This is a genomic window from Actinomadura decatromicini (assembly GCF_008121305.1).
GTDB lineage: Bacteria > Actinomycetota > Actinomycetes > Streptosporangiales > Streptosporangiaceae > Spirillospora > Spirillospora syzygii.
Window position 1 is genome coordinate 39,732 of record NZ_VSRQ01000007.1, and the last position, 13,062, is coordinate 52,793.

General features: G+C 73.4%; 12 protein-coding genes and 1 riboswitch. Of the genes, 6 read left to right on the top strand and 6 right to left on the bottom strand.

Annotated elements, in window-relative coordinates; translation table 11 throughout:
• Window positions 1-21: 21 nt before the first annotated feature.
• On the bottom strand, window positions 22-1,455 hold the full coding sequence (locus FXF68_RS29785) for a PTS ascorbate transporter subunit IIC (protein ID WP_148765024.1): 1,434 nt from the start codon (window positions 1,453-1,455) through the stop codon (window positions 22-24).
• A 173-nt stretch (window positions 1,456-1,628) separates the two neighbouring features.
• Window positions 1,629-2,360: a GntR family transcriptional regulator gene (locus FXF68_RS29790; protein ID WP_148765026.1), complete on the bottom strand. Its 732-nt coding sequence runs from the start codon at window positions 2,358-2,360 to the stop codon at window positions 1,629-1,631.
• 127 nt (window positions 2,361-2,487) lie between these two features.
• Here FXF68_RS29790 and FXF68_RS29795 point away from each other — a divergent pair, with 127 nt between their 5' ends.
• On the top strand, window positions 2,488-3,813 hold the full coding sequence (locus tag FXF68_RS29795; protein ID WP_148765028.1) for a hypothetical protein: 1,326 nt from the start codon (window positions 2,488-2,490) through the stop codon (window positions 3,811-3,813).
• A 98-nt stretch (window positions 3,814-3,911) separates the two neighbouring features.
• Complete coding sequence (locus tag FXF68_RS29800; protein ID WP_246179018.1) at window positions 3,912-5,030, top strand: carbohydrate kinase family protein; 1,119 nt, start codon at window positions 3,912-3,914, stop codon at window positions 5,028-5,030.
• 4 nt (window positions 5,031-5,034) lie between these two features.
• On the opposite strand, the gene FXF68_RS29805 is transcribed toward FXF68_RS29800, so the two are convergent.
• Window positions 5,035-5,967: an AraC family transcriptional regulator gene (locus tag FXF68_RS29805; RefSeq protein WP_148765034.1), complete on the bottom strand. Its 933-nt coding sequence runs from the start codon at window positions 5,965-5,967 to the stop codon at window positions 5,035-5,037.
• Between the two features lie 81 nt (window positions 5,968-6,048).
• Here FXF68_RS29805 and FXF68_RS29810 point away from each other — a divergent pair, with 81 nt between their 5' ends.
• Window positions 6,049-6,900 (top strand): NAD(P)H-binding protein, encoded by an 852-nt coding sequence (locus tag FXF68_RS29810; protein WP_148765036.1) that lies wholly within the window; start codon window positions 6,049-6,051, stop codon window positions 6,898-6,900.
• Window positions 6,901-6,934: 34 nt separating this feature from the next.
• A complete protein-coding gene (locus FXF68_RS29815) occupies window positions 6,935-7,438 on the top strand; it encodes an anthrone oxygenase family protein (RefSeq protein WP_148765038.1) in 504 nt (167 codons plus the stop codon).
• Between the two features lie 88 nt (window positions 7,439-7,526).
• Here FXF68_RS29815 and FXF68_RS29820 read toward each other — a convergent pair whose 3' ends face one another.
• Entirely contained in the window at window positions 7,527-8,969 is a 1,443-nt protein-coding gene (locus FXF68_RS29820; protein ID WP_148765040.1) for an alpha/beta hydrolase family protein, read from the bottom strand.
• A 79-nt stretch (window positions 8,970-9,048) separates the two neighbouring features.
• Here FXF68_RS29820 and FXF68_RS29825 point away from each other — a divergent pair, with 79 nt between their 5' ends.
• The gene (locus tag FXF68_RS29825; RefSeq protein ID WP_148765042.1) at window positions 9,049-9,615 is read left to right on the top strand and encodes a winged helix-turn-helix domain-containing protein; all 567 of its coding nucleotides are present in this window, start codon (window positions 9,049-9,051) and stop codon (window positions 9,613-9,615) included.
• Window positions 9,616-9,645: 30 nt separating this feature from the next.
• Window positions 9,646-10,485, top strand: a complete 840-nt coding sequence (locus tag FXF68_RS29830; protein WP_148765044.1) for a metallophosphoesterase family protein — start codon at window positions 9,646-9,648, stop codon at window positions 10,483-10,485.
• Window positions 10,486-10,494: 9 nt separating this feature from the next.
• Here FXF68_RS29830 and FXF68_RS29835 read toward each other — a convergent pair whose 3' ends face one another.
• Together FXF68_RS29835 and thiC are read right to left on the bottom strand one after the other, a co-directional pair.
• Window positions 10,495-11,085: a TetR/AcrR family transcriptional regulator gene (locus FXF68_RS29835; RefSeq protein ID WP_246179019.1), complete on the bottom strand. Its 591-nt coding sequence runs from the start codon at window positions 11,083-11,085 to the stop codon at window positions 10,495-10,497.
• A 91-nt stretch (window positions 11,086-11,176) separates the two neighbouring features.
• The gene (gene thiC / locus FXF68_RS29840) at window positions 11,177-12,925 is read right to left on the bottom strand and encodes a phosphomethylpyrimidine synthase ThiC (protein WP_148765046.1); all 1,749 of its coding nucleotides are present in this window, start codon (window positions 12,923-12,925) and stop codon (window positions 11,177-11,179) included.
• A riboswitch (TPP riboswitch) is annotated at window positions 12,921-13,034 on the bottom strand. Its footprint overlaps the gene before it by 5 nt.
• Between the last annotated feature and the right edge of the window lie 28 nt (window positions 13,035-13,062).

Below are 13,062 nucleotides of genomic sequence, written 5' to 3' on the forward strand. Positions count from 1 at the left end.
CCCTCTCTCGTGATGGATGCGTCATGCCTCGGCGGGCGCGCTCTCGGGCGCCGCCGTGTCGCCGGGCTCGTCCGCCCGGCGCTTGTCGGCGCGGCCGAGCAGCACCAGCGTCGCCACCATGGCGGCGAGCGCGACGGCGGGCACGAGCCAGATCGAGTTGCCGCCGACGACCGGGTCGGCCGCCTTCAGCAGCCACGCGATCGCGTACCAGTCCGGGTCGGCGAGGGTCGCCAGCTCGGGCGCGGTCCTGTCGAACAGGTCCCAGGTGACGGCCTGTCCGACGGCGAGGACGAGGCCGGTGATCACGCCGCCGAGGACGGCGCCGCGCCAGCCCGCCACCACGTTGCCGAACAGCGCGGCGGCGCCGCCGACGAAGAACAGCATGATCATGGGCGGGGCGAGGGTGAACCAGCCCGCCGCGGCGAACACCCCGAGGCAGACCAGGAACACGCCGGTGGACGCCACGAACCCGACCATGACGGCGGTGGGCGCGACGGGGAACACGGTCGGCGCGTCCAGCGCGGGACGGGTCCCGGGGATCACCCGGTCGCTGAACCCCTTGAACGCGGGGACGATCTCGCCGAGGAACATCCGCACGCCGAACAGCAGGATCGCGATGCCGCCCGCGAACCGCAGGCCGACCAGCAGCGCCCACACCCAGGGGGAAAGCTTGGCGTCCATCTCGGCTGCGGACTTGGTCACCACCGCGTGGTCGGCGAGCGCCACCCCGATCAGCATGATCACCGAGACGATCAGCGCGGTGCTGACGTTGACGTCCTTGAAGAACGACAGCTGGCGGGGCAGCTTCAGCTTCTCGGTGTCGTGCTTCTCCCGGCTGCCGAGCGGCCGGGCCGCGTAGCCGGTGATCAGGCAGGCGAGCGAGCTGGTGTGCGCGTAGCCGAACCGGTCGTCCGGCATGACGCGGCGCATCAGCGGGCGCATCCACAGCGGCTGGAGCGTCCAGTACGCGGCGACGAACCCGGCGCCGCACAGCACCAGCGTGAACTGGTCGGCGCCCGGCGCGATCGTCACCAGCGACGCGACCGTTACCGTGCTGACCCAGAACATCAGGTGCCCGGTCAGGTACAGGTACCGGGCGGCCGGGAACAGCCGCACGACCAGCACGTGGACGAGGAACGCGACGGTGATGACGAGCGCGATCGTCCCGCCCTGGTCGGTGAGGAAGCCGGCGAGGCTCCGGTCCGCCTTCGGCGGCGTCGTGCCCATCGCGCTCGCGAGGACGGTCTGGAAGCTCGTCAGCCCGCCCGTGAACACCTCGACGCCGATGAACAGGATGACGACGCCGATCGTGGCGCGCAGCGCGCCGGCGAAGACGTCCTCGAACCGTTTGCGCTGCAGCACCAGGCCGATGAGGGTGATGAGCCCGATGAGGATGGGCACCTGGCCGAACACGTTGTCCGCCAGGAAGGTGAGGATGTCCTTGATGACGTCCATGGGTGAAAAGCCTCACTTCTCGGGGGTGGGTCGTGCGCTGTCGCCCCCGTCAGCGCGGATGGACGGTCGTGCGTCCGGGCGGCGCGTCCGGAGCCTGCCGGGCCGCCGGTCCGTCGGGTGGTGAGTGGCCGGTTCCTCTTCGGTGGCCGGTCGTTCAGTGGGTGGCCGGTCGTTCAGTGGGTGGGTGGTCGCAGGTCCAGTTCCAGCCGGTACCGGTCGCCCCGGTACAGGGAGCGGACGTATTCCAGGGGACGGCCGCCCTCGTCCCGCGTGACCCGCTCGAACAGGAACGCCGGCGTGTGCACCGGGACGCCCAGCTCGGCCGCCTCCTCGGCGGTGGTCACGGTCGGCTCGATCGTCTCGGTGCCCGAGGCGATCTCGACGCCGCTGCCGCGCAGCAGGTCGTAGAAGGAGCGCCCCTCCAGGTCGTGCCGGCGGAGCCCGGGCATCAGCGAGCGCGGCAGGTACAGCGTCTCGATGGCCATGGAGGCGCCGTCCGCGAGCCGGAGCCGGCGAATGGTAAATACCTCTTCGACGGGCGAGAGGGCCAGCCGCCTGCCGATCCGCGCCCCCGCGGTCTCGGTGCGGAACGACAGGACCCGGCCGCCCGGCCTCATCCCGCGCTTGATCATGTCCTCGGTGAACGAGGTCATGGTCAGCGACACGGCGATCCGGGGTTCGGCCACGTAGGTGCCGCTCCCGTGCCGCCGGTCGAGCAGGCCCTCGGCGACGAGGCCGTCGATGGCCTGGCGCAGGGTGGGCCGGGACACGCCGAGCTCTTCGGCCAGCTTCCGCTCGGACGGCAGGGCGTCCCCGACGTCGAGCCCGTCCAGCATCGTGAGGAGCTCGCGGCGGACCGCCTGCCGTTTCGTGCTCCCGGACCGGGTCTCACCGGTGGATGTCATGCCGCTCACCCCCTTCGATGCTCTTCCTGCTGTTGCACACCGTATGTCCCATTATGGCGACTGGTCAATACCACTTTGGCGATGTTTGCCGTGGTCGTGGCGCGGAGGGCCGACCTACCGTCGCCGAATGAGGCATCTCGCACGGCGCGCCATCGCGCTGACGCTCCCCTTGGTACTTCCCGCGGCCCTGTGCGCGGTCCCCGCGCGCGCCGCCCCACCGGGCGCGCGGGAAGGCTGGCGGCTGGTCGCCGCCGAGCCCTTCGACCGCCGGATCGACGACGCGAAGCACCCGTGGCGGCCGGACGGCGACGGCCCGTCCAGTCCCTACGACGTGGACATGTACGACAACGACGGCGCCTACTTCGACACCGTCGGCGGCCCGGCGTTCCGCGCGCAGCTCGCCACGATGCGGACCTACCGCAAGTCGTTCGCTTTCGGCGAACACGGCTGGCTGACCGCCGAGCTGGCCGCCCGCGACGCGGACGGCGACGGCGAACCGGACGCGCCGCCCGCGCTGACGTCCCGGAACGGCGTCGCGCGCCTGGACGAGCCCGCCCACCAGGCGGGCGTCGTGATCCGCTCGACCCGCGACCTGCCCGCCGAGTACCGGGTCGAGATGACGCTGCGGGGCCTCGACTTCGGCGGGCAGCGCGACGGCTCCTGGGACTACCCGGACGGCCGGATCAACGGCTACTCGCCGAAGGGCTGCAAGACGAACTTCCCGTGGGCGTCCGGCGGCGACTTCGCGCGCCCGGAGTGCGAGTGGGCGGACGTCCGCACCGACTCCAACGGCTTCTACTACATGTCGATCATGGACTACCGGCAGGTCGCGCCCCACAACAACGTCTTCGTCCACGGTCACAGGAAGGTGGCCATGGACGGTTACAACCGGTACAAGTACGCCGGTTCGGGCCTGCTCTACTGCAACCCGGTCACCAAGCAGTACGAGCCGTACTCCGCCGGGACGGGCAACGGCGTCAACGCGATCTTCATGACCGACGACCGAAGGTACGCGGCGATGCCAGGCACCGAGTACCTGATGCAGAGCGAGTGCGGGTACCGCAAGGGCGGCGCGATCGTCTCGACCGTCGACCTCAAGCCCGAGCTCCTGCCGGACGAGCCCTACACGTTCGCGGTGGAGCGGCGCGGCGGCGCCTACACGATGGAGATGTCCGGCGTGTTCGCGCACGCGGGACGCGCCACGTTCCGGTACACGCGGTCGTTCGTCCAGGACGGCGAGCCCATCTGGCACTACAACCAGCGCCCGGACGAGTACGACGGCCGCTTCAACGCCGACTGGACCTGGACGGGCCCGGGCGGCACGGTCGTCGACCGCGACACGTGGCCCGCCGGGTCCGCCTACCCCGACAGGTTCATGATCGGTGACCCGCACATGAACTTCTATGAAGGGAGCGCGCGGGTGGACGACATCCGCATGTACGTTCCGGAGTAGATGTCGCTGGCGCGGTCTAGTGTCCGTTAGAACGTGCCAACGAACGTTCCCGAGCCTCCACCCGGGGTCCGGGGGCCCCAGAAAGGCAGGGCCGCCTCGTGACCGAGCAGACCGTCCCGGGCCGGCCGCCGGAGCCGTCCCTCGCCGACCCCTGCGCCGAGCGGCGGCCGGCGGGGGAGCGGCTGCGCGGCGACTGGACGGGCCCGTCCCCCGCCCTCGACGTGTTCCTGTCCGGCCGCGTCTTCATGGACATGATCTTCACCGGGCTGCCCGGGCTGCCGCCGCCCGGCACCGAGATCGTCACCGACGGGCTCGGCTCCGCGCCCGGCGGCGTCGCCAACATCGCCGTCGCGATGAGCCGGCTCGGCCTGCGGGTCGGGCTGGCGGCGGCGTTCGGCGACGACATGTTCGGCGCCTACCTGTGGCGGACGCTCGCCGAGCAGGAGGGCGTCGACCTCGGGGCGTCCCGCCGGGTCCCCGGCTGGCCGACGCCGGTGACGGTGTCGATGGCCTACGACTCCGACCGCAGCATGGTCACCTACGCGCGTCCCGCGCCGGACCCGGTCGACGACCTCGGGGGCGCGGAGCCGCCGCCCGCGCGGGCCTGCTTCGTCGACGTCGACCGTCCGGTCCCGGCGTGGGCGGCGGCGGCGCGGCGGCGCGGCGCGCTGGTCTTCGGCGACCTCGGCTGGGACCAGACCGGCGCCTGGTCCGCCGAGGTCCTCGACCGGCTGGAGCACGTGGACGCGTTCCTCCCGAACGCCGCCGAGGCGATGGCCTACACCCGCACCCGCACGCCCGAGGAGGCCGCCGAGACGCTGGCCGGGCGCGTCCCGGTCGTCGTCGTCAAGCGCGGCGGCGACGGCGCGATCGCGATCGACTCCGCGACCGGGGAGCGGGCCGAGGTCAGCGCGCTGCCGGTGGAGGCGCTCGACCCGACAGGCGCGGGCGACGTGTTCGCCGCCGGGTTCGTGTTCGCCACCCTCGCCGGGCTGCCGCTCACCGAGCGGCTGCGGTTCGCCAACCTGTGCGCCGGGCTGTCCGTCCGGCACCGCAGCGGCTCGCTCGGCTCGCCCTGCTGGGGCGAGATCGCCGCGTTCGGCGAGTCCGGCGAGGTGCCCGAGCGGGTCCTCGCCGACTACGCGTTCGTGATCCCCTTCATCCCCGACGCCGCCGACGACGAGGTCGTCCGGGCCGAGCCGACCCTGCGCGGGTGAGCGGCTAGGCGGTGGTGCGGTACTCCTGGGGGCTCACGCCGTGTTCGCGTTTGAAGGCGGTGCTCAGCGCGAACGCGTTGCCGTAGCCGACCTGGCGGGCCACCGCGTCCAGCGTGGCGTCGCTCTCCCGGAGCAGGTCGGCGGCCTGCGCCAGCCGGGCGCCCGTCAGGTACGACATGGGCGGCTCGCCGATCAGCTTCGTGAACCGCTGCGCGAGGGCCGCGCGGGACGCGCCGACCTCGGCGGCGAGGGCGGCGATCGTCCAGGGGTGGGACAGGTCGGCGTGCAGCAGGCGCAGCGCCGGGCCGACGACCGGGTCGCCGTGCGCGCGGTACCAGCCGGGCGCGGCCGCCTCCGGCCGGGAGAACCAGGCCCGCAGCGTGGCGATGAGCAGCAGGTCCAGCAGCCGGTCGAGGACGACGTCCTGCCCCGGCTCGTCCTTGCCGATCTCGTCGGCGAGCACGTCGACCAGCGGTGACCGCCACGTGTCGCCGCGGACGACCGCGATCGGCGGCAGCGCGGACAGCAGCCGCTGCGTCACCGCCCCGCGCATCTGGTAGGTGCCGACCAGCATGACGGTGGTGCCGTCGGGATCGTTGCCCCAGGCGCGGACGCCGAGGTCCATCGCCTCGGACAGGCTCGTCCCGTCCGGGGTGGTGCAGACCTGGCCGGGGTGGATGACGATCTGCGGCGCGGACGCCGGGTCGTCGGCGACGGTGTACGGCTCGGGCCCCCGGAAGATCACCATGTCGCCGGGGGAGACGCGGACCGGCTCGGCGCCGTCCGGGACGAGCCAGGCGTCGTCGCGCACCATCGACAGCAGCGTGAGGGGCGCCTCGTCCTGGATCCGCATCGACCACGGCGGGGAGAGGGACGCGCGGAGCAGGAACGCGCCCCGCGCGCGCGGCCCGTCCAGGAGATCGGTGAGGGCGTCCATGCGGCCAGCGTAGACGCTCGCGTATGCGGGCGAGCTTCTCGACGATGGTGGCCGGGACGGGCCGCCGGTTGACTTGAGGGCATGACGAACAAGGCGCTGAACAGCGAAGACGGCAACACCCTCACCCTCGTCCTCGGCGGGACGGGCAAGACCGGCCGCCGCGTGGTCGAGCGGCTGGAGGCCCTGGACGTCCCGGTCCGGATGGGCTCGCGGTCGGCGTCCCCGGCCTTCGACTGGCAGGACGAGGCCACCTGGGCGCCCGTCCTGCGGGACGTGGCGAAGGTCTACCTCTCCTACTACCCCGACCTGTGCGTGCCCGGCGCGCCCGAGGCGATCCAGGCGTTCACGGCGATGGCGCGGGACGCGGGCGTCCGGCACGTGGTCCTCCTGTCCGGGCGCGGCGAGGAGGAGGCGCGCGAGTGCGAGCGGATCGTCCGGGACTCGGGCCTCGCCTGGACGGTCGTCCGGGCGAGCTGGTTCGCGCAGAACTTCAGCGAGGACTACCTGCTCGACCCGGTCCGCGACGGCGAGGTCGTCCTCCCGGCGGGCGACGTGCCCGAGCCGTTCGTGGACGCCGACGACATCGCCGACGTGGCCGTCGCCGCGCTCACCGACCCCGCGCACGCGGGCGAGGTGTACGAGGTGACCGGGCCCCGCGCGCTGACCTTCGCCGAGGCCGTCGCCGAGATCGGCCGCGCGACCGGACGGGAGATCGCGTTCGTCCCGGTCGCCGTGGCCGACTACGCCGCCGCCCTCGCGCACCACGGCCTCCCCGACGAGGTCACCGGTCTGCTGACGTACCTGTTCGGCACCGTCCTGGACGGCCGCAACGCCAGGCCCGCCGACGGCGTCCGGCGCGCCCTCGGCCGCGCGCCGCGGGACTTCGCCGACTACGCGCGGGCCACCGCCGCCAGCGGCATCTGGAACGCCTGAGACCCTCCACCACCGACCACGGATAGGAACGACGATGAAGTTCTCGCTCGCGGGCGTCTCGGCGACGCTGTCGATCATCATGGCGGCCGGCATGGCCGGGACGTTCTTCGGCTTCTCCACCGGCGTCATGCCGGGGCTGAACGCGGCGCGGCCCGGCTCGGCGATCGACGCCATGCAGGGCATCAACCAGAAGATCCAGAACCCGCTGTTCGTCGCGATGTTCATGCTGGTCCCGGTGGTGGCGGCCGCCGCGGGCGTCCTGCTGCTGACGCTGGACCAGAAGGCGGCGGCCGTCCTGTTCTTCGTCGCGGCGGGCGTGTACCTGCTGGGCGCGCTCTTCCCGAGCTTCGCGGTGAACATCCCGATGAACAACGACCTGGACGCCGTGAAGATCCCGGACGGCGCGTCCGAGGCGGCGAAGATCTGGTCGGACTACTCCGGCCGCTGGACGGCCTGGAACAACGTCCGCGCCGTGTCCAGCTGGGCGAGCGTCCTCGCGATGTCCCTCGGCCTCTACGTCTGGGGCAAGAACAACTGATACGTCCGGGGCAAGAACGACTGACCGGACGCGCGGACGCGGCCCGCCCTCCCTCGGGGAGCGCGGGCCGCGTCCGCTTGGCGCCGGGTCACGGGAGGAGCAGCCCCCAGTAGACCGCCCACGGGACGAACACCGCGCCCGCCGTCACCAGCAGCCCGAGCCGGACGCGCTCGCCGGCCGGCACCGCCCCGGCGGCCCGCCGCCACGCCACCGCCGTGCCCGCGACCGCCGCGACGGCCGCCACCGCGAGCCCCTGGAGCGCCAGCCAGGGCAGCGGCCGGCCCGCGAGGACGGGCCCAGGGTCCGGCGTCCGTCCGGCGGCCATCAGGTAGAAGAGGTAGAAGAGCAGGCCGGGCGCGGCGGCGAGCCCGGCGCCGGAGAGCAGCCGGGGGGCCCACCGGCTCACCGGCCGGACCGTCCGCCCGCGCACCCGCCGGACCAGCGCGACCAGCGGATACGCGGCGAACGCGACGACGAACAGCACGAAGGCGGCGAGCTGCGCCCACGCCGACGTCCACCACGGCGACGGCGAGACCTCGACGCTGCGGTACTCCTGGCGGGGCGGCTTCGGGGCGTCGGCGACGGGCGCCTTCCCGCTCGTCGCGTCGCGGACCCAGGAGCCCACCAGGTCGGCGTAGCCGGGGGCCAGCGCCTCGCCCCGGGTGACGCCGCCGTCCGGGGTCGTGTGCGCGCCGTGGTCCGCGCCCGCGAAGAAGCGGAACGTGTAGTGGACGTTGCCGCCGCGCCGCAGCGCCCGCGCGAACAGGGGCGGGTTGTCTCCGGGCGGCGTCTGCAGGTCGTGCTCGCCCCACACCCCGAGCAGCGGCTGCCGGACCCGGCCGAGGACGTCCTCCGCGGGGAAGAACGCCTCGGCGAACAGGCCCGCGTCCGCGCCGAGCCGGGCGAAGTTCCGCTTGCCGTGGTCGAGCAGCGAGCCGGACGCGCCCGCCCGGCCCAGCGCGGACGTCTCGTTCCAGAGCTGCTGCCGGATCGGGGGCATGGCGTTGCCGCCGACCACGATCACGAACGCGACGTCCGCCGACCGGGACGCGGCGAGCGGCGCGACCCAGCCGCCCTCGCTCAGCCCCCACAGCCCCACCTTCGCCGGGTCGACGCCGGGCCGGGCGCGCAGGGCCCGCACGCCGCCGAGCGCGTCGTCGGCCAGTTCGGAGTAGGAGCGGCGGAAGTCGGTGTACCCGGCGGTCCGCTTGTCGTAGATCAGCACGGCGAGCCCCCGCCGCGCGAACTCGACGGCCTCGGTGCGGAGGTGGTCGCGGGGCACGCCGGCGCCCGAGCCGGTGACGAGCACGACGCCCGGCAGCGGCCCGGACGCCTTCCGCGGCGCCACGACGGAGCCGTGCAGGGTGAGCCCGCCGTACCCGGTGAAGCTCACGTCGTCGGAGGTCAGCTCGGACGGCACGGGAACCCGTGCGGGGGCAGGGGTGCGCGCGGCCCGCGCCGGGGGAGAGCCCGCGACACCGAGCAACGCGGCGGCGAGGAGCGCCGCCACGGCGATGAGCACTGTCTTCATGGCGGCGACGCTAGACCACAGAGAAACCTCTGCAAAGGATTCTCTGCAAAGATACCTCTGTAGTATTAGACTGCTCCTCATGAAGGACGACCTGGAGCCCGTGATCCTGGACGACCCGGGACGGATCAAGGCGCTGAGCCATCCGCTCCGCCGCCGGATCCTGCACCGGCTGCGCGCGCACGGCCCCGCGACGTCCACGACGATCGGGGAGGTGCTCGGCGCCAACACCGGCACGACGAGCTACCACCTGCGGCAACTGGAGAAGTACGGGTTCATCGAGGAGATCCCCGAGCGGTCCGCCGGGCGGGAGCGCTGGTGGCGGCCCGCCGACACCCCGCGCGACCTGAGGCTCCCCGCCCCGGACGGCGTCGCCCCCGAGGACCGGGCCGTCCTCGACGAGCTGGTGCGCGTCGCGCACGCCGAGGACCTGGAGCTCTTCCGCAGGCTGCCCGCCGAGTACGCGCGCGACCGGGCCTGGGCGCTGCTGTCGCGCGGCTTCGCCCACATGACCGAGGAGGGCCTCGCGGAGTTCTTCGAGGCGTACATCCGCCTGCTGCACGAGCACTCGCACCGCCGCGAGGACGCGCCGCCCGGCGCGCGCCCCGTGCACGTCCGGCTCTTCACCCTCCCGGCCGACGAGGACTGAAAGCGGCTTTCGGGCCTTACGATCTATGGGATGAGCGGTGTGCACGCGATCAGCGACCTGCACGTGGGATTCCCCGAGAACCGGGCCTTCGTCGAGGGGCTGCGCCCCGGGTCCGCCGGCGACTGGCTGATCGTGGCCGGCGACGTCGCCGAGCGGTTCTCCGACGTCGAGTGGACCCTCCGCACCCTGCGCGAACGGTTCGCGACCGTCATCTGGACGCCCGGCAACCACGAGCTGTGGACCATCAAGGACGACCCGGTCCGGCTACGCGGCGAGGCGCGCTACCAGGCGCTCGTCGAGATGTGCCGGTCCCTCGGCGTCCTGACCCCCGAGGACCCGTACCCCGTGTGGGACGGCGAGGGCGGTCCCGTCACCATCGCGCCCCTGTTCCTCCTGTACGACTACACGTTCCGGCCGGAGGGGACGTCCACGAAGGAGGAGGCGCTCGCCGTCGCGCACGAGGCGGGCGTCGTGTGCACCGACGAGGTCTACCTTCACCCCGACCCGTACCCGACGCGCGACGCCTGGTGCGACGCCCGCGTCGCCTACAGCGAGAAGCGCCTCGCCGCCCTGGAGCCGGGGACGCGCACCGTGCTGGTCAACCACTGGCCGCTCGTCCGCGAACCGACCCGCGTCCTCTGGTACCCGGAGTTCGCGCAGTGGTGCGGGACGGAGCGCACCGCCGACTGGCACCGCCGGTTCGGGGCGGTCTCGGTCGTGTACGGCCACCTGCACATCCCCCGGACGATCCGGACGGACGGCGTCCCGCACGTCGAGGTGTCGGTCGGCTACCCGCGCGAATGGCGCAAGCGCGGCGACGCGCCCCGCGGGCCGCGCCGCGTCCTGCCGCCCGCCCCGGAGACGGCCTGACCCACCGCGTCAGTTCGCCTTGCCGGAGAGCACGCCGCGTGAGGCGAGGGCGAGGAGCCGCCCGGCGGCGTCCGGCTCCCGCTCGGTGACGGTCGCGATCCCGGCCGCGAGGCGGAGCGCGTCGGTGAACGCGGCGTCCGGGGGGACGTCCCCGGCGTCCCGCGCGCGGGCGAACAGGGCCGCGCCCGCCTCGCGCATCGCGCGGCACGCCGCGGACGGCTCCGGCGGATCGTCGCGCAGCGCCACCGCCGCCGACGCCGCCAGCCCGGGGAACGCCGTCACCGCGGACACGTACGCGCGCAGCCACGCCGCCAGCGCCGCCCCCGGATCGGGGGCGGCGAGCAGCTCGCGCGCGGTCGCCGCCAGCCCGTCGTAGGCGTCGGCGAGCACGGCCTCCAGGAGGTCCTGCCGGGTCGGGAAGTGGCGGTAGAGCGTTCCGATGCCGACGCCCGCGAGCCGCGCGATGCCCTCCAGCGAGGCGTCCGCCCCGTCCCGGCCGAAGGTCTCCCGCGCCGCGGCGAGGAGCCGGGCCCGGTTGCGGCGCACGTCCGCGCGCACCGCCCTCACCGCCACCGCCGGTGGCATGTCGTCGCTGGTCACGTGGTCGTCGGTCCTTCCGGCGAGTGGACGGGCCGGCGGCGATCCGGAGGGCTCCGCGGCGTTTGGAACGGTCCCTCGATAGTAGCCCGAGCTATCGGGGCGGCGGCCCACCGGGGGAGACCGGCAGGTAGACGCGGCCTCCGCCGTCCCGGAACTCACCGGCCTTCGCCCGCATCCCGGCCGCGAGCGCCTCGTCCGCCGCGAGACCGTGCTCGTCCGCGTACCGGCGGACGTCCCGGGTGATCTTCATCGAGCAGAAGTGCGGCCCGCACATCGAGCAGAAGTGCGCCGTCTTCGCCGGGGCGGCGGGCAGCGTCGCGTCATGGAACGCGCGCGCCGTGTCCGGGTCGAGGGACAGGTTGAACTGGTCCTCCCAGCGGAAGTCGAACCGTGCGTCGGACAGGGCGTCGTCCCACGCCTGCGCGCCCGGATGCCCCTTCGCGAGGTCCGCCGCGTGCGCCGCGATCTTGTAGGCGATCACGCCCGCCTTGACGTCGTCCCGGTCCGGCAGCCCGAGGTGCTCCTTCGGGGTGACGTAGCAGAGCATGGCGGTGCCGTACCAGCCGATCATCGCCGCGCCGATCGCCGAGGTGATGTGGTCGTAGCCGGGCGCGATGTCGGTGGTCAGCGGGCCGAGCGTGTAGAACGGGGCGCCGTCGCACCACTCCTGCTGCAGGTCGACGTTCTCCTTGATCTTGTGCATCGGGACGTGGCCGGGCCCCTCGTTCATCACCTGGTTGCCGAACTCCGCGGCGATCCTCGTCAGCTCGCCCTGGGTGCGCAGCTCGGCGAACTGCGCCTCGTCGTTGGCGTCCGCGATGGAGCCGGGGCGCAGCCCGTCCCCGAGCGACCAGGTGACGTCGTACGCGGCGAAGATCTCGCACAGGTCGCGGAAGTTCGTGTAGAGGAAGTTCTCCTCGTGGTGCGCCAGGCACCACGCCGCCATGATCGAGCCGCCCCGGGACACGATCCCCGTCTTGCGCCCGGCCGTCAGCGGCACGTACCTGAGCAGCACCCCGGCGTGGACGGTCATGTAGTCCACGCCCTGCTCGGCCTGCTCGATCACCGTGTCGCGGAAGACCTCGTAGGTCAGCTCGGCCGGGTCGCCGCCGACCTTCTCCACCGCCTGGTACAGCGGGACGGTCCCCACCGGCACCGGCGAGTTCCGCAGGATCCACTCCCGCGTCGTGTGGATGTCCCGCCCGGTCGACAGGTCCATGATCGTGTCGGCGCCCCAGCGGGTCGCCCAGGTCATCTTCTCGACCTCGTCCTCGACGGACGACGCGACCGCCGAGTTGCCGATGTTGGCGTTCACCTTCACGAGGAAGTTCCGGCCGATGACCATCGGCTCGATCTCGGGGTGGTTGACGTTCGCGGGCAGCACGGCGCGGCCCGCGGCCAACTCGTCCCGGACGAACTCCGGCGCGACGCCCTCGCGCAGCGCCGCGAACTCCATCTCCGGGGTGATCTCCCCGCGCCGCGCGTACGCCCGCTGCGTCACCGCGCCGCCGGCGGCGCGGCGCGGCCTGCGCGGCAGGCCCTCCCGGACGGGTCCGGGGCGCCCGTCCGGCTTGCGGCCGTCGTCCTCGGGACGGACGGCCCGCCCCTCGTACAGCTCGGTGTCGCCGCGCTCGGCGATCCACGCCTCGCGCACCGGCGGCAGCCCGGCGCGGACGTCCGTGCGGTGCTCGGGGTCGGTGTACGGCCCGGACGTGTCGTACAGGACGACGGCCCCGCCGCCGGTCAGCGGCACCTCGCGCATCGGGACGCGCAGGTCCGGGCGCGAGCCCTGGAGGTAGGTCTTGCGCGCGGCTGGAACTGGAACCACAGGTTCGGTCATGACGACTCGATCTCTCCCTACGCCGGCATTACCCGGTCAGGTTCATGCGGTCAGCGGCCGTATCAGCCGCTATCTCAGCCCGGTTCGCCGGACCCCCGCGATCTGTCGCCACCGACGCTAACCCGGCCCACCCCGCT